The sequence below is a fragment of the Haloarcula sp. 1CSR25-25 genome (genome assembly GCF_032027985.1).
Taxonomy (GTDB): Archaea; Halobacteriota; Halobacteria; order Halobacteriales; family Haloarculaceae; genus Haloarcula.
On the sequence record NZ_JAHYBW010000002.1, the window covers coordinates 673,973 to 691,233 of the forward strand.

Sequence of the window (17,261 nt, forward strand, 5' to 3'; positions counted from 1 at the left end):
CACGGGCCGGGTAAAACGGCGTCGTTTGCGTCGGTTCAGCCCAGCACGAGCGACTTGAGGTTCTTCGCATACAGCCCCGGCGTCCGGCCGCGCGACCCGCGAAGCGCGTACGCGATGGCCTCGGTCGCGTCTTCCATCACGCCCTCCCCGTGCCCGACCAGCACCCGCTCGGGGTCAAGTCGGGAGAGCTTCTTCGGCGGGAACAGGCGCAACATCGGATGGACGCCGAGTCGCTCGTCGCCGGCGAGGAAGTAGTCCGCCGCTCCGACTGCCTCGGGGACGACCAGCGTGTCGTCCTCGTCGCCGTACAGCGCGGCCTCCTGCCAGAACGGGTTCTCGATCAGCTTGTGGACGCCGTAGTCCGTCCCCGGCAGTTGCCGGTGGATGCGTTCGACCGGCGCGTCGATGTCGTCCTCGACACCCGACATCCACTCGGGGATGTACACCGGTACGCCGTGTCGGTTCGCGACGGCGGCGCTGTCGCGTTTGTGCCGGCCCAGCAGGATGACGACGCCGGCCACCTCCCCGAACTCGGCGAAGAGGTCGTCGATGCCGTCGACGTCTATCGGGTCGACGACGAACACACCGGCGTCCGTCTCGAGGACGTGACTCGCCCGGGCCATCATCTCGTCGGGATACGGAATGTAGCTCACCCCGCGCTCCCAGCGGTTCGTCTCCAGCCACTCCGTCGCTTCGCCCTGACCTTTGATTGGCATACCTCTCCGTACGGGCCTGAGGCGAATAAATGGTCGCGAACGGGGCCCGCGCGTTCTGGGGTTGTTTCGCCGGCGACGACGGCGTCCACAGCGGCTTTGTCGGTGGCGGTCGAAGCGCCGGTATGCTCTCATCGCCCGCCTGGCTCACGCTAGAGGTGAAGTATCCGGACCGTGCGACGGCGTTCTACGAGGCCTTCCTGGAACTCGACGTGCTCTCGGAGACTTCCGACGAGGCCGTGCTCGCGGCCGGTGACACCGAGATCCGACTCCGCGCGCCGGGCCCAGTCCCCCGGGGCGGGCTCCACACCCACTACGCGCTGACGATTCCCGAGCGGGAGTACGACGACTGGTACGACCGACTGGAGGAGCGCTTCGACCTGGTCGAACACACCTTCGGCGACGCACGTTCGCTGTACTTCTATGACCCGCAGGGCAACTGTGTGGAACTGGGCGAGCGGGCGGTCGACGGCGACGGCCTCACCGGACTGTTCGAGCTCGTCCTCGAAGTCGAGGACCTGTCCTCGGCTGTGGCGTTCTACACCACGCTGGGTTTCGAGGTGGTCGACGACAGCCGCGACGAAGGTCGGGTCAGACTGTCGACCGGCGAGTTCGACCTGGAACTGTGGTCACCACGGCTCGGTATCGCCGACGCCCGCGGCGGCGTCCACGTCGACTTTGGCGTCGTCGCCGAGGACCCGAAATCGACGGCCCGGGAAGTCGCCGACGACGCGCTCGCGGTCACGTCGGTCGAAGAGGGCGTCCGAATCAGGGACCCGGACGGCCACTACCTGACGCTGGTGTCGGCCTGACGGCCGCCCCGGGAGCGGATATAATGACTGCCCCCATCCTAGTAGCCGTATAGACCCCTCATAGGCAGGGTCTTTTCGTGTCGGCGACCACGTTCCACCTGAGGATGTCCCCGACCGACACCCGGACCGAGCGCGATGTTCCGCCGAAGGCGACGCTGTTCTGTCCGGACTGCGGACACCAGAGCAGGTACGACGGCGACTGGGACGTGGTCGAGCGTCACGGCGGGTCGCACTACCGCTGCCCGGACTGCCACGCCCAGGTCACCACCCGCGCGAGCCACGCTGACAGGGGGCCACCCCGGCTTCTGGACAGCTACTGGCACGCGTGGGACCACGGTATCCGCGTGTGGCACGGCCTGCTGCAGCGGTTCCTCTCTCCGTAAGCAGGTCTGTCGCCGGAGTTCGCCCGTCGAACCGCTCAATCCAGCCGCTCGGAGTCGATGCTGACGCCCGGTGGCGTCACGACCAGGAAGCCACGGAAGTGCATCAGTTCGCCGCCGGCCTCCCGGACCGGGCGGGCGAACCCGGCGGCGAGTTCGTTCAGATCGCCCTCGACGTTGAGGACCAGCACGGAGCCGCTATCGATGGTGTTTATCCACTGCTCGGGCGGTTCCGACCCGTCGAGGACGCCCAGAACGACCCGGTTGCTGCCCGCCCCGTCCCGGTCCTCGTCCATCTGGTCCTCCACGGCCTGCAGGTCCAGGCCCTCGAAATCGCTCATAGCGACAACCATGCGCGGATGGAGCAAAAACCCTCCCCAAACCGTCTGACGCGCGGCAGCCACGGTGGCCGCGATACCGGGGCATCGGCCGTGTGGCGTGGCCACGTACCACCGGTTCATAGACAGTTATAAATAGTGGAAGCGACCAGATACAGGTGCTTATGTCCAACAACGAGGGCACGTCGGAATCTCCGGCGGATCGAGTTCTTCCAGGGCACACTGGATTCCACGTCTGAGATAACAGACGCACGGATTTTCGACACCACGCTGCGCGATGGTGAGCAGTCACCACGCACGTCGTTCAACTACGAGGACAAACGCGAGATAGCCGCGCTGCTCGACGAGATGGGTACCCACGTCATCGAGGCCGGGTTCCCCGTCAACTCCGACGCGGAGTTCGAGGCAGTGCGCGACATCGCCGAGTCCACGCGAGTGACGACCTGCGGACTGGCGCGTGTGGTCGAGAAAGACATCGAGGCGGCCCTGGATTCGGGTGTGGACATGGTCCACACCTTCGTCTCGACGTCGGACGTACAGTTGCAGGATTCCATGCACGCGACCCGTCAGGAGGCACTCGACACCGCAGTCGACTGTGTCGAGATGATAAAGGACGCGGGCGTCGAGTGCATGTTCTCGCCGATGGACGCCACGAGGACCGACGAGGACTTCCTCGTCGAAGTCATCGAGGCCACGTCCGCGGCGGGGGCGGACTGGATCAACATTCCGGATACGTGTGGGGTCGCCACGCCGCGGCGGTTCTACGACCTCATCGAGATCGTCGACGGCTGCACCGACGCCTACATCGACGTGCACACGCACGACGACTTCGGGCTGGCGTCGGCCAACGCCATCTCCGGGTTCGAGGCCGGAGCCAGCCAGGCGCAGGTGTCGGTCAACGGCATCGGCGAACGCGCCGGCAACGCGGCCTACGAAGAGGTCGTGATGGCGCTCGAGTCGCTGTACGATGTCGACACCGGTATCGACACCACCCGCATCACGGAGCTCTCCCGAATGGTCGAGGAGAAGTCCGACATCGGGGTGCCGGCGAACAAGCCCGTCGTCGGGCGCAACGCCTTCTCCCACGAGAGCGGTATCCACGCCGCCGGCGTCATCGAGAACTCCGACACGTTCGAGCCCGGCGTCATGACCCCCGAGATGGTCGGGGCCACCCGCGAACTCGTCCTCGGCAAGCACACCGGGGCTCATTCGGTCCGGGAACGGCTCGTCGACGCCGGCTACGACCCGACCGACGCAGAGGTCCGGGAAGTGACCCGCCGTGTCAAGGAGTACGGCGCGGAGGAGCAGGTCACCATGTCGGTGCTTGAACGGTTCGCCGAGGAAGTCGGCGTGACCGAGGAGAGCGAGGAGGTCCGGGCGTAGGCCCATGCCTTCGCTTCCGGCCGTCACTACGAGTGAGCAGCCACCGGTGAGCGCCCGGTTTCGAGATGCCATCCGCCAACGACTATCACAGAACGTTTATTATTCGGGACGAACTGCTTTCGGACGTGATGACCGCGGCCGCTGGGCGTCAGGTTCGACCGCTCGCCAGCGCCGCGACCGCTATTCTCGGCGTGGGTATTGTAGGGGCACCATAGCCCCTCTTTCCACATTTTCACACCCAGTCGAACCGATTCGCTACAACACCACACAGTCACCAGTCATGCACGCAGCACACACACCACCGCGGTATCGAACCCGAACGCGAACAGACGGAGGGAGGACACGATGAGCGAACGCGCATCCGTCCCCAAAGAAGAGGAAGAACGGGCGTCGGAAACGGAACAGGAGCCCGTCACGACGGGCGCGCAGTCGGTCATCCGGGCCCTGGAAAACGCCGGGGCCGACTACGTCTTCGGCGTCCAGGGCGGCGCGATCATGCCCGTCTACGACGCGCTGTACGACTCCGACATCAACCACGTCACGATGGCCCACGAACAGGGGGCCTCGCACGCGGCGGACGCGTACGGAATCGTCACCGGCGACCCCGGCGTCTGTTTCGCCACGTCCGGGCCCGGTGCGACGAACCTCGTGACCGGCATCGCCGACGCGAACATGGACTCGGACCCGGTCATCGCGCTGACCGGCCAGGTCCCGACGGAGTTCGTCGGCAACGACGCCTTCCAGGAGACGGACACGGTCGGCATCACCCAGCCGATCACGAAGGAGAGCTACTTCGCCGCCGACTCGGACACCGTCGGCGACGACGTCAGCGAGGCGTTCGCACTCGCCGACGCCGGCCGGCAGGGACCGACGCTGGTCGACCTGCCGAAGGACGTGACCCAGGGCGGAACCGAGGTCGAGCCCGGCATGCCACAGACCCCGGACACCTACGACGTGCCCGAGGAAGCCGACGACGCGGACGTCCAGGAAGCCGCCGAGGTGCTGGCCGAAGCCGACCGCCCGGTTATCCTCTCGGGCGGCGGCGTCATCAAGGCGAACGCGTCGAACGCCCTGCGGGAGTTCGCAAAGGAGTACGAGATTCCGGTCATCACGACGATGCCCGGCATCGGCTCCTTCCCCGAAGACCACGAACTCTCGCTGGAATGGGCCGGGATGCACGGCACCGGCTACGCCAACATGGCGATCACCAACACCGACTGCATGCTGGCGATCGGGACGCGCTTCGACGACCGCCTGACCGGCGGCGTCGACTCCTTCGCCCCCGACGCGGAGGTCATCCACGTCGACATCGACCCCGCCGAGATCAGCAAGAACGTCTACGCCGACTATCCGCTCATCGGGGACGCCCGGGAAGTGCTTCGCCAGCTGTTCGACGCGATGCCGCGCGCGCCGGAAGCCGACGAGTGGCGCGACCAGTGCCAGGTGTGGAAGTCGGAGTACCCGATGTCCTACGACACGCCCGACGACGAACCGCTGAAACCGCAGTACGTCGTCGAGAAGTTCTCGGACATGACGCCCGACGACACCATCGTCTGTACCGGCGTCGGCCAGCACCAGATGTGGGCCTCCCAGTTCTGGGAGTACACCGAGCCCCGGACGTGGGTGTCCTCTCACGGTCTCGGGACGATGGGCTACGGCGTTCCCGCCGCCATCGGTGCGAAACTGGCCGCCCCGGACCAGGAAGTCGTCTGCTTCGACGGCGACGGCTCCTTCCTGATGACCGTCCAGGGGCTGTCGGTCGCGGTCCGTGAGAAACTGGACATCACCTACGTCGTCCTGAACAACGAGGCGGTCGGGATGGTCCGCCAGTGGCAGGACGGCTTCTACGAGGGCCGCCGGATGGCCTCGGAGTACCCGTGGATACCGCAGTTCGACAAGCTCGCCGAGGCCTTCGGCGCGCGCGGGTTCACGCTCGAATCCTACGACAACGTCGAGGAAACGATACAGGAAGCACGCGACTACGACGGCCCGAGCGTCATCGACGCCCACATCGACCCCGGGGAGAACGTCTTCCCGATGGTCCCCAGCGGCGGTGACAACGGCCTGTTCGCGCTCGAAGAAGACCATCTGGACCAACTATGACTGGAGGAATGCCAGGCCCCGCGCCGGACGAACGGATGCGCCCGAAGGGCCGACGCAACACGCAGGGAATCCGCGTCGACCCCGAGGCCGAAGTGACCCACGAACCGCGGCAGGCGGTGCTGTCAGCCCTGGTCAAACACCGACCGGGCGTGCTTTCGGAGGTGTCGGCGCTGTTCAGCCGACGGCAGTTCAACATCGAAAGCCTCACCGTCGGGCCGACAGTCGACGAGGACACAGCCCGGATGACGATCCTCATCGAGGAGCCGGAACCGGGGATCGACCAGGCGAAAAAACAACTGCGGAAGCTCGTGCCCGTCATCTCGGTCAGGGAACTCGAAGGCGAGGCCGTCCGTCGGGAGCTCGCGCTGGTGAAGGTCAGCGGCGAGAAACCCGACGACGTCAACGCGGTCGCCGACATGTACGACGGGCAGGCCGTCGACGCGTCGACCGACTCGGTCACCGTCGAAATCACGGGCAGCAAGCAGAAGATCGACGCCGCCGTCGAGGCGTTCAAGCAGTTCGACGTGCAGGAGATCGTGCGAACCGGGGCCGCCGCACTTGAACGCGGCCCGAAAACACTGGAGAAAGATGTCTGACGAATTCACCACAACAGTCTACTACGACGACGACGCCGACGTATCGACCATCGACGACGAGACCGTAGCCGTGCTGGGCTACGGGTCACAGGGCCACGCCCACGCGCTGAACCTCCACGAGTCCGGCGTCGACGTGATTGTCGGCCTCCGCGAGGACTCGTCTTCGCGGGCCGACGCCGAGGACGCCGGCCTCCGCGTCGAGACCCCCGACGTCGCCGCTGGCGAGGCGGACCGCGTCGTGATGCTCGTCCCCGACACGGTCCAGCCGTTCGTGTACGAAGCCATCGAGGACGAACTGGACGCCGGCGACACGCTCCAGTTCGCCCACGGCTTCAACATCCACTACGGCCAGATAGAACCGCCGGAGGACGTCGACGTGACGATGGTCGCGCCCAAATCGCCGGGCCACCTCGTCCGACGGACCTACGAGCGCGGTGAGGGGACGCCGGGTCTCATCGCCGTCTACCAGGACGCGACCGGCAACACCAAAGAGGAGTCACTGGCCTACGCGAAGGGCATCGGATGCACCCGCGCCGGCGTCATCGAGACCACGTTCAAAGAAGAGGTCGAGACGGACCTCTTCGGCGAGCAGGCCGTCCTCTGTGGCGGCGTCACCGAGATGGTCCGCACCGGCTTCGAGGTCCTCGTCGACGCGGGCTACTCGCCGGAGATGGCCTACTTCGAGTGCCTGAACGAACTCAAGCTCATCGTCGACCTGATGTACGAGGGCGGCCACATGGGGATGTGGGACTCCGTCTCCTACACGGCCGAATACGGCGGCTTGACCCGCGGCGAGGAGGTCATCGACCGCGACGGGATGGAGAAGATTCTCGAAGAGGTCCAGAACGGGGAGTTCGCCCGGGAGTGGATCAACGAGAACCAGGCCAACCGGCCATCCTACAAACAGTATCGCGCCGCGGAAGAGAACCACCAGCTCGAGGTCGTCGGCTCCCGCCTGCGCGAACTGTTCTCGTGGGGCGGCGACGCCGAGGCCCAGACAGAGGAAGCCCCTGCAGATGACTGACAACACCACAGACACCAGCGAAGAGACGGGCTCGCGGGACACGATGCGGAGCGTCGAGCACACGCACCCGGAGACGAACGCCACCTTCGGCGCGGTGTTTCGCCGCGGCCCGGTCGTCGCCGCCGACGGCGGCGAGCGCGACGGGGAGCAGGCCGAGGAGACGATGGAGGACATCGACCACGAGCCACCTGGCGAGGGCGTCACTCGCGCGTACGAGCGCGGGACTGAAGGACGGGACGAGACAGTATGAGTTCAGGAACACTGTACGACAAAGTATGGGACCGGCACAAAGTCACGACCCTGCCGAACGGCCAGGACCAGCTGTTCGTCGGACTGCACCTCATCCACGAGGTCACCAGCCCGCAGGCCTTCGGCATGCTCAAGGAGCGCGGCCTCGAGGTCGCCCGACCTGACCTGACCCACGCGACGGTCGACCACATCGTGCCCACCGCGAACCAGGACCGACCGTACAGCGACGACGCGGCCGAGACGATGATGGCCGAACTCGAGGAGAACGTCCGCGACGCCGGCATCCAGTTCTCCGACCCGACGACGGGCGATCAGGGTATCGTCCACGTCATCGGCCCGGAGCAGGGCATCACCCAGCCCGGGAAGACCATCGTCTGTGGTGACAGCCACACCTCGACCCACGGCGCCTTCGGCGCGCTCGCGTTCGGTATCGGGACCAGCCAGATACGGGACGTGCTTGCGACCCAGACCATCGCGATGGAGAAACAGAAGGTCCGCAAGATAGAGGTCACCGGCGAACTCGACGAGGGCGTCGAGGCCAAGGACATCATCCTCGAGATTATCCGCCGGCTCGGGACCGAAGGCGGCGTCGGCTACGTCTATGAGTACGCCGGCGAGACTATCGAGAACCTCGACATGGAGGGCCGGATGTCCATCTGTAACATGTCCATCGAGGGCGGCGCTCGCGCGGGCTATGTCAACCCCGACGAGACCACCTACGAGTGGCTGGAGGGGACGGACTACTTCCAGGCAAACCCCGAGAAGTTCGAGGAGCTCAAGCCGTACTGGGAGTCCATCCGCAGCGACGACGACGCCGAGTACGACGACGTGGTCGAAATCGACGCCAGCGAGCTCGACCCCGTGGTCACGTGGGGGACCACGCCCGGACAGGGCATCGGCATCGACGACCCGATTCCGGCCCCCGAGGACCTGGCCGACGACAAGGTCGACACCGCCCGCCGCGCCCAGAAGCACATGCGCGTCGAGCCCGGCGAGACCATGGAAGGGTACGACATCGACGTCGCCTTCCTGGGCTCCTGTACCAACGCTCGCATGCCGGACCTGCGCCGTGCGGCTCGCATCGTCAAGGGCCGCGACGTCGCCGACGACGTACGCGCGTTCGTCGTCCCCGGCAGCCAGCGCGTCCAGCGTGCCGCCGAGGCGGAGGGCCTGAAAGACATCTTCGAGGAGGCCGGCTTCGAGTGGCGTAACGCCGGCTGTTCGATGTGTCTGGGCATGAACGAGGACCAGCTGGAGGGCGACGAGGCCTGTGCCAGCTCCTCCAACAGGAACTTCGTCGGCCGACAGGGAAGCAAGGACGGCCGCACCGTCCTGATGAACCCACGGATGGTGGCCGCCGCGGCCATCACCGGCGAGGTGTCTGACGTGCGCGACCTGAAGGAGGTGGCACTCCAATGAGCAGCGAGACGCTACGCGTCTCGTCACCGCGAACGGGGAGCGAAGTGACCCGTGAGCGTCCGATGCGGCCGCGCCAGGACGAAGTCCTGGAGGTGGTCGCATGACCGACGCCACCGAGGAGATTCCGGAGGTCGACTACGTCGAGGGCACCGGTATCCCGATTCGCGGCAACGACATCGACACGGACCAGATAATCCCCGCGCGGTTCATGAAGGTCGTCACCTTCGACGGCCTGGGCGAGTTCGCCTTCTTCGACGTCCGCTTCGACGACGAGGACAACCAGAAGGACCACCCGATGAACGAGGAGCGGTTCCAGGACGCCAACGTCATGGTGGTCAACAACAACTTCGGCTGTGGCTCCTCCCGCGAGCACGCGCCCCAGGCCCTGATGCGCTGGGGCATCGACGCCATCATCGGCGAAGGCTTCGCCGAGATATTCGCCGGGAACTGCCTGGCGCTGGGCATCCCGACGGTGACGGCCGACCACGAGACGATCAATGCGCTCCAGCAGTGGGTCGACGACAACCCCGACGGCGAGATCGAGGTCGACGTGGCGGCCGAGACGGTCCGCTACGGCGTTCGGGAATCGGACGATTCCCGAGCCGATGGGAACTCGGAGAGTTCTGAGCTCGGCAACGAGATCAGCGTCTCCGTCGACAGCGCCCAGCGACAGGCCCTCGTCGAGGGCATCTGGGACACGACGGCGCTGATGAAGGCCAACCAGAACGCCATCGAGGAGACGGCCTCGCAGCTGCCGTATCTGGACCAGACGCGGTCTGATATCGAAGCGGACGATTAACGCGAGGTCACCCCGCGACCTCGGTTCGCGCGAACGGCACCGCCGTGAGCGCAAGAGAACCGCTTCGCGTGTTTTGGGCGTGAGCGTCCGGTTCGCAGAAGCGGACGATTGACGCGAGGTCGCTTTGCGACCGCGGTTTGCCCGAACGGGTTTTTTGTCTGTGAGATGGTAAGAACAATGGCTGTGTGGGGCGGTTTTCGCACATGGAGCAGATCCGCGAGATACACATCGCCCCGCTGGGGCACGAACGCGACCGGATTACCGAGCCGATCCGTCAACACAACGCCGACGACGTGTACCTCCTCACCCCGACGACGGAGCCGTCCCGGCTCACATCCTACCAGCAGGCGCTCATCGAAGACCTGGACGGCAACGGCGTCAGCGTCGAACTGTACCGAACGGAGTTACACGACCTCTATGACGTGCTGGCGGTCGTGACGACGCTTTCCGCCGACCACCCCGAAGATATCGTGCGGGTCAACGTCTCCAGCGGGCCGAAGGTGGCCGCCATCGGGAGCGCAATCGCGTGCATGGCGACGGCGGCGACGGCGTACTACGTCCACCCCGAGGAACACGTCCCATCGATTTCAGCGGAGCCGCTGACACGCGGCATGGAGCGCGCGGAGGTTCTCCCGTCGTACCCGATCGAAGCCATCTCGCGTGACCAGGTCGCGGTGCTCGACTATCTCGAGCGGACAAATACGAGCACGTACTCCGCCAAGAAATCGGACCTCATCGAGTTCGCCGAGGACGCCGGGCTCTCGTTCATCGCCGACGCTGACCCGGCAAACGAGAAGGCGAAGTTCGCGCTCTTGAACGCGAACGTCGTCGACCCACTGGTCGAGGACGGCTACATCACGGTCAGTGACGTCGGCCGGACGAAACAGATAGAGTTGACCGAAACTGGCGAGAACGTCCTCCACGCGTTCCGACACAAGCTCTGAGACGAGCCATCTCACGCCGAGTGTTCGAAGTCACCTCTCGGTCGCAGCGAGACTCGTCGTGGCAATCGTTTAGATGATACGTTCAGAAGCGATAGTATCTATAGTTTTGATTGTATGCATAGTTTTGCGATAGTAAATACATATCACCCACGACAACACTGGGGTGCGCACGGGCCCCGGTGACGCGCTGACGTTCCCGCCGCTTTGGCCCTCCACCAGTTCGGTGCGCTCGCTGGGGAGCCGTGCCACCCTGCTGCTATACCTGGCTCGACCCACAGCCACCGCCCGACGGGTCGAGACGGTCCACCGCTGACGCCACGCGGACACGACGATGTCCGTCGGTACCTCTATTCCGGGGCGGCTTCGGCGCCGCTCTCGACCGTGATTTCGGTGCCAGCGAACCGAACCACTTTCACCAGCCGGCTACGTCTCTCCCGCTATGACACACGAGATTGCCGTTATCCCCGGCGACGGGATCGGACAGGAGGTCACGCCCGCAGCGGTCGAGGTACTGGAGGCCATCGACGCCGTGGACTTCGACTTCGTCGAAGGTGCGGCCGGCGACGCAGTGAAGGCGGAAACCGGCGAGGCGCTCCCACGGGAAACACGCGAACTGGCGGCCGACGCCGACGCGACGCTGTTCGGCGCGGCCGGCGAGACGGCGGCCGACGTCATCCTTCCCCTCCGGCAGGTCGTCGGCTCCTTCGCCAACGTCCGCCCGGCTCGCTCGTATCCCGGACTCGATGCCGTCCAGCCCGACACGGATATCGTGTTCATCCGGGAGAACACCGAGGGCGTCTACAAGGGCATCGAGAGCGAAATCTCCGAAGGAGTCACCACCTGTACCCGGGTCATCACTGAGGAGGCGTCCGAGAAAATCGCCGAATACGGGTTCAGCTACGCGAAGGGGAACGGCTACGACGACGTGACAATCGCCCACAAGGCTAACGTCATGCGTACCACCGACGGTCTGTTCCTCGATGCGGCGTCGGCGGTCGGCGAGGACCGGGACGCGTCCTACGACACCGCGCTCATGGACGCGCTTGCGATGCATCTCGTCATGACCCCGCAGGACTACGGCGTCGTCATCTGTCCGAACCTCGCGGGAGACATGCTCTCGGACCTCGCCGCGGGCCTCGTCGGCGGTCTCGGACTCCTCCCTTCGGCCAACATCGGCGAGGAGAACGCGCTGTTCGAACCGGTCCATGGCTCCGCGCCGGACATCGCCGGCGAGGGCATCGCCAACCCGTCGGCGATGATTCTCTCCGCCGCGATGTTGCTCGACCACCTCGGCTACGACGACCAGGGTGATGCGGTCCGAACGGCCGTCGAGGCCGTGCTCGACTCGGGGCCCCGAACGCCGGACCTGGGCGGTGACGCTTCCACCGAGGACGTGACGGCGGCCGTCATCGACGAGCTGTAGACCGTTTTCTCGCGCCCGATTCCGTCAGAAACAAGCACGCCCCGATAGAAAGAGGTAAAACCGAAGCGAAACAATCACGGCCGAGAGGATGCTCCCGGCCGAGCGAAAGCGCACTATCGTCCAGTTGGTGACAGAGCGAGACGGCTGTTCAGTGTCGGAGCTGGCCGCGGAACTGGAGTTCTCGAAGGCGACGATCCGTCGGGACCTCCGGGACCTGGAGTCGGAAGGCCGGATCAAGCGGTCCCACGGCGGCGCAGTGCCGGCGTCCTCCGTCGGGGCCGAACGACCGTACGGCCAGCGTGAGGTCGAACACTACGCCGAGAAGCAGGCCATCGCCGAACGGGCCGCCCGAGAGGTCCGGGAGGGACAGGTGGTCTGTTTCGACGCGGGCTCGACGACGATGGAGGTCGCTCGCGCGGTTCCGGACACAGACTACGTCGCGGCGACGAACATGCCGGACCTCGCCACAGAACTGGCCGAGCGAGATGTCGACACCAAACTCACCGGTGGGACCCTCCGGCCGCGAACCCGCGCGCTCGTCGGTCCGACGGCCGAGCGAGCCGTCGGACGGCTGAACTTCGACCTGCTGTTTCTGGGGACGAACGCCCTCGACAGCGCCGCCGGGCTGTCGACCCCCAACGAGGACGAGGCGGCCATCAAGGAACTGATGGTCGAGCGCGCCCGTCGGGTGGTGCTTGTCGCGGACGCGTCGAAGTTCGGCGACCGGAGCTTCGTCAGCTTCGCCGACCTTGACCAGGTGGACCTGCTGGTCACCGACGCCAGCCCGTCCGGGACGCTCGCTGCGGCACTCGCGGACGCCGACGTGACCGTCGAGGAGGTCAGTACATGATTGTCACCGTTACCTACAACCCCGCAGTCGACCAGACGATCCAGTTCGACGAACAGATGGCCCCCGACCGCGTCATGCGGGCTGACGGAGCGCAGTTCGACGCGGGCGGGAAAGGCATCAACGCCGCGCAGTTGCTCACCGCGATGGACCGGCCGTGCGTCGCGACGGGACTGCTGGGCGGGTTCACCGGCTCGTTCATCCGAGACACGCTGCAGGGCGACGGCATCGAGACGGCCTTCGTCGAGGTGGACGGAACGACGCGGCTCAACACCACCGCTATCGCCGCTTCTGAGGAGTACAAACTGAACCAGAACGGGCCGACGGTCGGCGAGTCGGTCGTCGATTCGCTGCTCGAACAGGTCCGAGCGCAGGCCCCCGACCGCGTGCTCGTCGGTGGGAGCCTGCCGCCGGGGCTGTCCCCGGACGCCATCGACCGCATCGCGACCGGTGGCGACTGGGAGACCATCGTCGACACCGGCGGCGACGTCCTCCGGGAACTCGATGCTCAGTACGGACTCTGCAAACCGAACCGGGCCGAACTCGGCGACGCCACTGGGGCCGACGTCTCAACTGTCGAAGGGTGTGCGGACGCGGCAGAGACGTTCAGAGAGCGTGGCTTCGACCGCGTGCTGGCCTCTCTCGGTGCTGACGGCGCGGTCCTCGTCGGCGACGCGGGCCACCTGTACGCGGAAGCGCTCGACATCGACGTCGTCGACACCGTCGGCGCCGGCGACGCGCTCCTCGCGGGCGTGCTGAGCGCCTGGGAAACCGGCGCGGACGACGAGACGGCGCTGCGGACCGGCGTGGCCGTCTCCTCGCAGGTCGTCCAGCAGGCCGGGACGGCCGTTCCCGACCTGGACGACGTCGACTCGCTCCGGGACGGCGTGACGGTGCGGCGGCTGTAGCGGGAGTAAAAAACCGGGGACGACCCGACCGCTCAGAACTTCTCGAGGTAGTCGTCGACGAACGCCCGCACGTCGGCCAGCGACGGCTGGTCGGCGGTCCGGACGAAGTAGCCGGCGACGGCGTTGCCGAGGACTACGGCGGCGGCGGGCGGGAGGCCGGCGATGCGGGCGAGACCCAGCCCGGCGTTGAAGTGGTCGCCGGAACTGGTCGTCAGTTCCGGGTCCGAGACGGCGGGCACGGCCACGCTGTCGGTGCCCTCCTCCGAGATGACGACCGACCGCTCGACGCCGTGGCCGACGAACCACGTCGGCGAGAGCGCCTCGAACACCGCCTGGGCGTCCTCGGTGAACGAGCGCTCGGCCTCGCCGGCGTAGGCGTCCGCGAGGACGCCCGTCTCGGCGCGGTTCGAGGTGACCACCACGTCCGTTACCTCGTCCAGCCGGCCGATGGCCTCTCGGCCGGCGCGCAGGCGGTCGGCGTCGAGCTTTCGCACGTCCCCGGGGTCGAGAAGCACTGTCCCGGGCGGGTCGTCGATGTCGCTCCAGAGGTTCCGGAGCCCGTCGAAGATTGTCGGCAGGTCCGGCGTCTCGGACCAGTAGCCGGTTCCTAACAGGCTCGCGCCGGCGAGTCTCCCGGCCAGTCGGTCGTGGCCGAAGGCCGCGTCGAGTTCGGCCCAGTCAAGCGTCATCGTGTCGCCGATCTCGGTGAGCATGAGCTTCCCGTCGTCGAACTCGACGGCGTCGGTGACCCCGGGTTCGCCCAGCGAGTGGAGTTCGTAGTCGCCGAACTCCGACTCGAAGGCGTCGTGGACCGGCTCGCCGTACATCCCGACCATCACGGGGTCGAACGACCAGCCGCCGAAGGCCCGCCCGAGGTGACTGGTGTGGCCGCCGGTCCGACTGCCCTGCTGGAGCCACTCGAAGGAGAGCGAGCTGTCGGCGGCGACGGAGCGGTCGATGCGGTCGCCGAAACCCTCCAGCGTGGCGAGTCGCTCGTGGCTCTCGGGGTCGGTGCGGTCGGCGACGACCTCCCGGACGCGGTCGAGGTAGCCGTCGAAACCGAAGACGACCCGGCCGGTGTCGATGGCGCCGGGGAGCGCGTTCCTGGGTGGCAACGCCTCGTCCGCCGCGGCGACGGCTCGGCGCGTCTCCTCGTCCATGGCCTACAGGACGTCGTCCGCCGTCGCGTCCTCGAAGATGACGCCTTCGAGCTTGTCGAGGATGTCGTAGGGGTCGTCGCGCTGCCAGACGTTGCGGCCGACGGCGAGGCCGGCGACGCCGACGTCCATGCAGTCCTCGACGAGTTCGAGGAAGTCGCGGTCGGAGGTCTTCGAACCGCCCGAGAGGAGGACGCGGTTGTCCGCGGCCGAGCGGACGGCGTGGGCCATCGCCTCCTTGTCACGCGGGTACTTGACCTTCGTGAAGTCAGCACCCAGTTCGAGGCCGATGCGGGCCGCGTAGGCGATGGTGGAGGGGCTGCGGTGCTCCTTGATGGCCTGGCCGCGCGGGTACGACCACATCGCGATGGGCAGGTCGTGGTCGCGGGCGTTCTCCTGGACCGGGCGGAAGTCCTCGAACATGTCGGTCTCGCGGTTGACGCCCGGATAGACAGTGTAGCCGATGGCGTCAGCACCGAGTTCGGCCGCGTAGTCGACCGACCAGTTCTGGGGCGAGTACGGGTCGCCCATCCAGAGGTCCGAGCCGCCGTTTAATTTCGCGAGCAGGTTCACGTCGTCCTCGTAGCTCGGGTAGTACGTCTCGGCGAGGCCCTTCCCGACGGCCAGCGCCGTCACGGCGTCGTGGGTCGCCATCTCGAACACTTCGCGGGGGTCGAGGCGCTCCTCGACGCCGCTGAACTGCTTGGGACCGTGTTCCAGCCCGTGGTCGTGGGCCAGCACGAGCGTCTTGTCGTTCCGTACGAGCGGTGAGTCACCCAGTGGTCGCATGTGTCCTCTTTCTACCGAGAACGACCATTAACAGTTTTCGGTTCTGATTTGTTACTACTGTTCGCGTTCGTTTTTGAGCGTGGGCGGGAATTAAGTGTGTTCCAGTGAAAGGTCCAGCCATGCCAACCGTGGAACTGGACGCCGAAACGGTGGACCGTCTCGACGACCTCCGCGTCGAGGACGAATCGTACGACGACATCGTGACGGAACTCATCAACATCTACGAGGCCGAGGAGTTGACACTGTTCCACGCCGGCGACGAGTACTAACCCTGGGCCTGTTCACAGACGGACTGCCAGCGTCCCTTCGATTCCAGTTTCTCCTGTAGCTGTTCGGCGTACGCCTGTGCGAGGCGTGCCGCCTCTTCCTCCTGCTGTTTGCTACCGCCACCAGACCCACCGAGTCCGAGCGCGTCCTTGACACCGGAGAGGAGGCCGCCCCCGGAGCTACCGCTGTCCCCGCCAGGTCCGCCCATCGGGCCCTGGTTCGCGACCCGCTCCATCTCCGGCATGACACTCGAGAGCTTCGACGTATCGGCGACGATCCGAGCGGCGTCGGGGTCGCCCGGGTTCTCTATCTCGAACTCGACGGCAGTCATCACCAGTCCCCACTGCTGGCTGGAGAACGACGACGCTTCGACCTGGTCGTTGAACCGCTGGTCGACCGCCATCCGTTCGCCGGCGATGCGGTCGGTCCAGTCTGAGTCACTCATAGGCAGGTGTTTGCGGGCCGGCGGTATGAGCGTTTCCCGCTTCGGCCGGCGGTCGCAGTATTGTCACACTGGCGACGATACCACTACGACTGTCTGCCCGCTGTTCCCGGAGTGACCGCCTCTGGGCCTGTGGCCCGTAAAAAGCGAGTGAGACCGCCGCGTTACTGCGCTCAGACGCCGGACTCGATGGTGATCTCGGCATGAAGCTCGTCCCGCAGCGCCGAGTGGACGTGACAGATGTCCTCGGCGAGTTCGACGATGTCCTGCTCTTCGTCGGCCAGCGACGCCTCGACCTCGACGTGGAAGTCGATGTACTCCAGGTCGTCGTCCTCGTCGAGACCTGCGGCGACTTCGACGTCGATGGTGCCGATGTCATCGTGGCCGTACTTGTCGGCGGCGACCCGCAGCGCCGGAATGTAACAGGAGGCGTAGTCGGCGGCCAGCACCTCGTTCGGCGAGGGCCCGTTCTCGCTCAGCGCGTCGACGATGAGTTCCCACTCGCCGTTGATGACGCTCTCTACCGTGTAGCCTTCCTCGCACGTGCTTTCGACTTCGATGTCTGCCATAGCAGTGTGTGGGTCACAGCCCTCCCTCTAAACGTTTCCTGCGTGGCATCCGCTCGCGGGCGCGGACCACAGATGCCTCATCAGCGCGGTACCGGAATA

General features: G+C 66.2%; 20 protein-coding genes. 14 read left to right on the forward strand and 6 right to left on the reverse strand.

Annotated features, from left to right (window positions below):
- Nucleotides 1-35 precede the first annotated feature (35 nt).
- Nucleotides 36-716 (reverse strand): hypothetical protein, encoded by a 681-nt coding sequence (locus KZ498_RS08590; RefSeq protein WP_312618276.1) that lies wholly within the window; start codon nucleotides 714-716, stop codon nucleotides 36-38.
- Nucleotides 717-838: 122 nt separating this feature from the next.
- Here KZ498_RS08590 and KZ498_RS08595 point away from each other — a divergent pair, with 122 nt between their 5' ends.
- Both KZ498_RS08595 and KZ498_RS08600 read left to right on the forward strand, forming a co-directional pair.
- Nucleotides 839-1,525, forward strand: coding sequence for a VOC family protein (locus tag KZ498_RS08595; RefSeq protein ID WP_312618517.1), 687 nt, complete (start codon nucleotides 839-841; stop codon nucleotides 1,523-1,525).
- A gap of 104 nt (nucleotides 1,526-1,629) precedes the next feature.
- A complete protein-coding gene (locus tag KZ498_RS08600) occupies nucleotides 1,630-1,908 on the forward strand; it encodes a hypothetical protein (RefSeq protein WP_312618277.1) in 279 nt (92 codons plus the stop codon).
- Between the two features lie 35 nt (nucleotides 1,909-1,943).
- Here the strand turns inward: KZ498_RS08600 and KZ498_RS08605 are convergent, their stop codons facing one another.
- On the reverse strand, nucleotides 1,944-2,246 hold the full coding sequence (locus KZ498_RS08605; protein WP_312618278.1) for a DUF5779 family protein: 303 nt from the start codon (nucleotides 2,244-2,246) through the stop codon (nucleotides 1,944-1,946).
- 135 nt (nucleotides 2,247-2,381) lie between these two features.
- Between KZ498_RS08605 and KZ498_RS08610 the strand changes: the two genes are divergently transcribed.
- The 11 genes from KZ498_RS08610 (at nucleotide 2,382) to pfkB (ending at nucleotide 13,938) form a co-directional block, all read left to right on the forward strand.
- A complete protein-coding gene (locus KZ498_RS08610; protein WP_312618279.1) occupies nucleotides 2,382-3,626 on the forward strand; it encodes a 2-isopropylmalate synthase in 1,245 nt (414 codons plus the stop codon).
- Nucleotides 3,627-3,971: 345 nt separating this feature from the next.
- On the forward strand, nucleotides 3,972-5,729 hold the full coding sequence (ilvB, locus tag KZ498_RS08615; RefSeq protein WP_312618280.1) for a biosynthetic-type acetolactate synthase large subunit: 1,758 nt from the start codon (nucleotides 3,972-3,974) through the stop codon (nucleotides 5,727-5,729).
- Nucleotides 5,730-5,737: 8 nt separating this feature from the next.
- Nucleotides 5,738-6,325 (forward strand): acetolactate synthase small subunit, encoded by a 588-nt coding sequence (ilvN, locus tag KZ498_RS08620; protein ID WP_312618281.1) that lies wholly within the window; start codon nucleotides 5,738-5,740, stop codon nucleotides 6,323-6,325.
- Nucleotides 6,318-7,349 carry a ketol-acid reductoisomerase gene (gene ilvC, locus KZ498_RS08625; protein WP_312618282.1) on the forward strand — a complete coding sequence of 344 codons (1,032 nt, stop codon included), beginning with the start codon at nucleotides 6,318-6,320 and terminating at the stop codon, nucleotides 7,347-7,349. The genes ilvN and ilvC overlap by 8 nt, the downstream gene beginning before the upstream one ends.
- Complete coding sequence (locus tag KZ498_RS08630) at nucleotides 7,342-7,599, forward strand: hypothetical protein (RefSeq protein ID WP_312618283.1); 258 nt, start codon at nucleotides 7,342-7,344, stop codon at nucleotides 7,597-7,599. Before ilvC ends, KZ498_RS08630 begins: the two co-directional genes overlap by 8 nt.
- Nucleotides 7,596-9,017 (forward strand): 3-isopropylmalate dehydratase large subunit, encoded by a 1,422-nt coding sequence (gene leuC / locus KZ498_RS08635; protein ID WP_312618284.1) that lies wholly within the window; start codon nucleotides 7,596-7,598, stop codon nucleotides 9,015-9,017. Before KZ498_RS08630 ends, leuC begins: the two co-directional genes overlap by 4 nt.
- 100 nt (nucleotides 9,018-9,117) lie before the next feature.
- A complete protein-coding gene (gene leuD, locus KZ498_RS08640) occupies nucleotides 9,118-9,816 on the forward strand; it encodes a 3-isopropylmalate dehydratase small subunit (protein ID WP_312618285.1) in 699 nt (232 codons plus the stop codon).
- 203 nt (nucleotides 9,817-10,019) lie between these two features.
- Nucleotides 10,020-10,760, forward strand: a complete 741-nt coding sequence (locus KZ498_RS08645) for a DUF6293 family protein (protein WP_312618286.1) — start codon at nucleotides 10,020-10,022, stop codon at nucleotides 10,758-10,760.
- A gap of 439 nt (nucleotides 10,761-11,199) precedes the next feature.
- Complete coding sequence (locus tag KZ498_RS08650; protein WP_312618287.1) at nucleotides 11,200-12,183, forward strand: isocitrate/isopropylmalate dehydrogenase family protein; 984 nt, start codon at nucleotides 11,200-11,202, stop codon at nucleotides 12,181-12,183.
- Nucleotides 12,184-12,271: 88 nt separating this feature from the next.
- Nucleotides 12,272-13,033, forward strand: coding sequence for an HTH-type transcriptional regulator GlpR (gene glpR / locus KZ498_RS08655; protein WP_312618288.1), 762 nt, complete (start codon nucleotides 12,272-12,274; stop codon nucleotides 13,031-13,033).
- Entirely contained in the window at nucleotides 13,030-13,938 is a 909-nt protein-coding gene (pfkB, locus tag KZ498_RS08660) for a 1-phosphofructokinase (protein WP_312618289.1), read from the forward strand. The genes glpR and pfkB overlap by 4 nt, the downstream gene beginning before the upstream one ends.
- A gap of 32 nt (nucleotides 13,939-13,970) precedes the next feature.
- Here the strand turns inward: pfkB and KZ498_RS08665 are convergent, their stop codons facing one another.
- A complete protein-coding gene (locus KZ498_RS08665; protein WP_312618290.1) occupies nucleotides 13,971-15,098 on the reverse strand; it encodes a hypothetical protein in 1,128 nt (375 codons plus the stop codon).
- 3 nt (nucleotides 15,099-15,101) lie between these two features.
- The gene (locus KZ498_RS08670) at nucleotides 15,102-15,884 is read right to left on the reverse strand and encodes a class I fructose-bisphosphate aldolase (protein ID WP_004962592.1); all 783 of its coding nucleotides are present in this window, start codon (nucleotides 15,882-15,884) and stop codon (nucleotides 15,102-15,104) included.
- Nucleotides 15,885-16,003: 119 nt separating this feature from the next.
- On the opposite strand from KZ498_RS08670, the gene KZ498_RS08675 reads away from it, so the two are divergent.
- Entirely contained in the window at nucleotides 16,004-16,153 is a 150-nt protein-coding gene (locus KZ498_RS08675) for a hypothetical protein (protein WP_312618291.1), read from the forward strand.
- Here KZ498_RS08675 and KZ498_RS08680 read toward each other — a convergent pair.
- On the reverse strand, nucleotides 16,150-16,596 hold the full coding sequence (locus tag KZ498_RS08680; protein ID WP_312618292.1) for a DUF5799 family protein: 447 nt from the start codon (nucleotides 16,594-16,596) through the stop codon (nucleotides 16,150-16,152). The two genes, KZ498_RS08675 and KZ498_RS08680, sit on opposite strands and share 4 nt — an antisense overlap.
- A 170-nt stretch (nucleotides 16,597-16,766) precedes the next feature.
- Nucleotides 16,767-17,162: an OsmC family protein gene (locus KZ498_RS08685; protein WP_312618293.1), complete on the reverse strand. Its 396-nt coding sequence runs from the start codon at nucleotides 17,160-17,162 to the stop codon at nucleotides 16,767-16,769.
- Nucleotides 17,163-17,261 lie beyond the last annotated feature (99 nt).

Bases quoted from the DNA above. Each gene is read 5' to 3' on its own strand.
- pfkB (WP_312618289.1), top strand. From the start codon at position 13,030: ATGATTGTCACCGTTACCTACAACCCCGCAGTCGACCAGACGATCCAG.
- KZ498_RS08665 (WP_312618290.1), bottom strand. From the start codon at position 15,098: ATGGACGAGGAGACGCGCCGAGCCGTCGCCGCGGCGGACGAGGCGTTG.
- ilvN (WP_312618281.1), top strand. From the start codon at position 5,738: ATGCCAGGCCCCGCGCCGGACGAACGGATGCGCCCGAAGGGCCGACGC.
- glpR (WP_312618288.1), top strand. From the start codon at position 12,272: ATGCTCCCGGCCGAGCGAAAGCGCACTATCGTCCAGTTGGTGACAGAG.
- KZ498_RS08605 (WP_312618278.1), bottom strand. From the start codon at position 2,246: ATGAGCGATTTCGAGGGCCTGGACCTGCAGGCCGTGGAGGACCAGATG.
- KZ498_RS08675 (WP_312618291.1), top strand. From the start codon at position 16,004: ATGCCAACCGTGGAACTGGACGCCGAAACGGTGGACCGTCTCGACGAC.
- KZ498_RS08685 (WP_312618293.1), bottom strand. From the start codon at position 17,162: ATGGCAGACATCGAAGTCGAAAGCACGTGCGAGGAAGGCTACACGGTA.
- KZ498_RS08650 (WP_312618287.1), top strand. From the start codon at position 11,200: ATGACACACGAGATTGCCGTTATCCCCGGCGACGGGATCGGACAGGAG.
- ilvC (WP_312618282.1), top strand. From the start codon at position 6,318: ATGTCTGACGAATTCACCACAACAGTCTACTACGACGACGACGCCGAC.
- KZ498_RS08595 (WP_312618517.1), top strand. From the start codon at position 839: ATGCTCTCATCGCCCGCCTGGCTCACGCTAGAGGTGAAGTATCCGGAC.
- KZ498_RS08680 (WP_312618292.1), bottom strand. From the start codon at position 16,596: ATGAGTGACTCAGACTGGACCGACCGCATCGCCGGCGAACGGATGGCG.
- KZ498_RS08645 (WP_312618286.1), top strand. From the start codon at position 10,020: ATGGAGCAGATCCGCGAGATACACATCGCCCCGCTGGGGCACGAACGC.
- leuD (WP_312618285.1), top strand. From the start codon at position 9,118: ATGACCGACGCCACCGAGGAGATTCCGGAGGTCGACTACGTCGAGGGC.
- leuC (WP_312618284.1), top strand. From the start codon at position 7,596: ATGAGTTCAGGAACACTGTACGACAAAGTATGGGACCGGCACAAAGTC.
- KZ498_RS08670 (WP_004962592.1), bottom strand. From the start codon at position 15,884: ATGCGACCACTGGGTGACTCACCGCTCGTACGGAACGACAAGACGCTC.
- KZ498_RS08590 (WP_312618276.1), bottom strand. From the start codon at position 716: ATGCCAATCAAAGGTCAGGGCGAAGCGACGGAGTGGCTGGAGACGAAC.
- ilvB (WP_312618280.1), top strand. From the start codon at position 3,972: ATGAGCGAACGCGCATCCGTCCCCAAAGAAGAGGAAGAACGGGCGTCG.
- KZ498_RS08630 (WP_312618283.1), top strand. From the start codon at position 7,342: ATGACTGACAACACCACAGACACCAGCGAAGAGACGGGCTCGCGGGAC.
- KZ498_RS08600 (WP_312618277.1), top strand. From the start codon at position 1,630: ATGTCCCCGACCGACACCCGGACCGAGCGCGATGTTCCGCCGAAGGCG.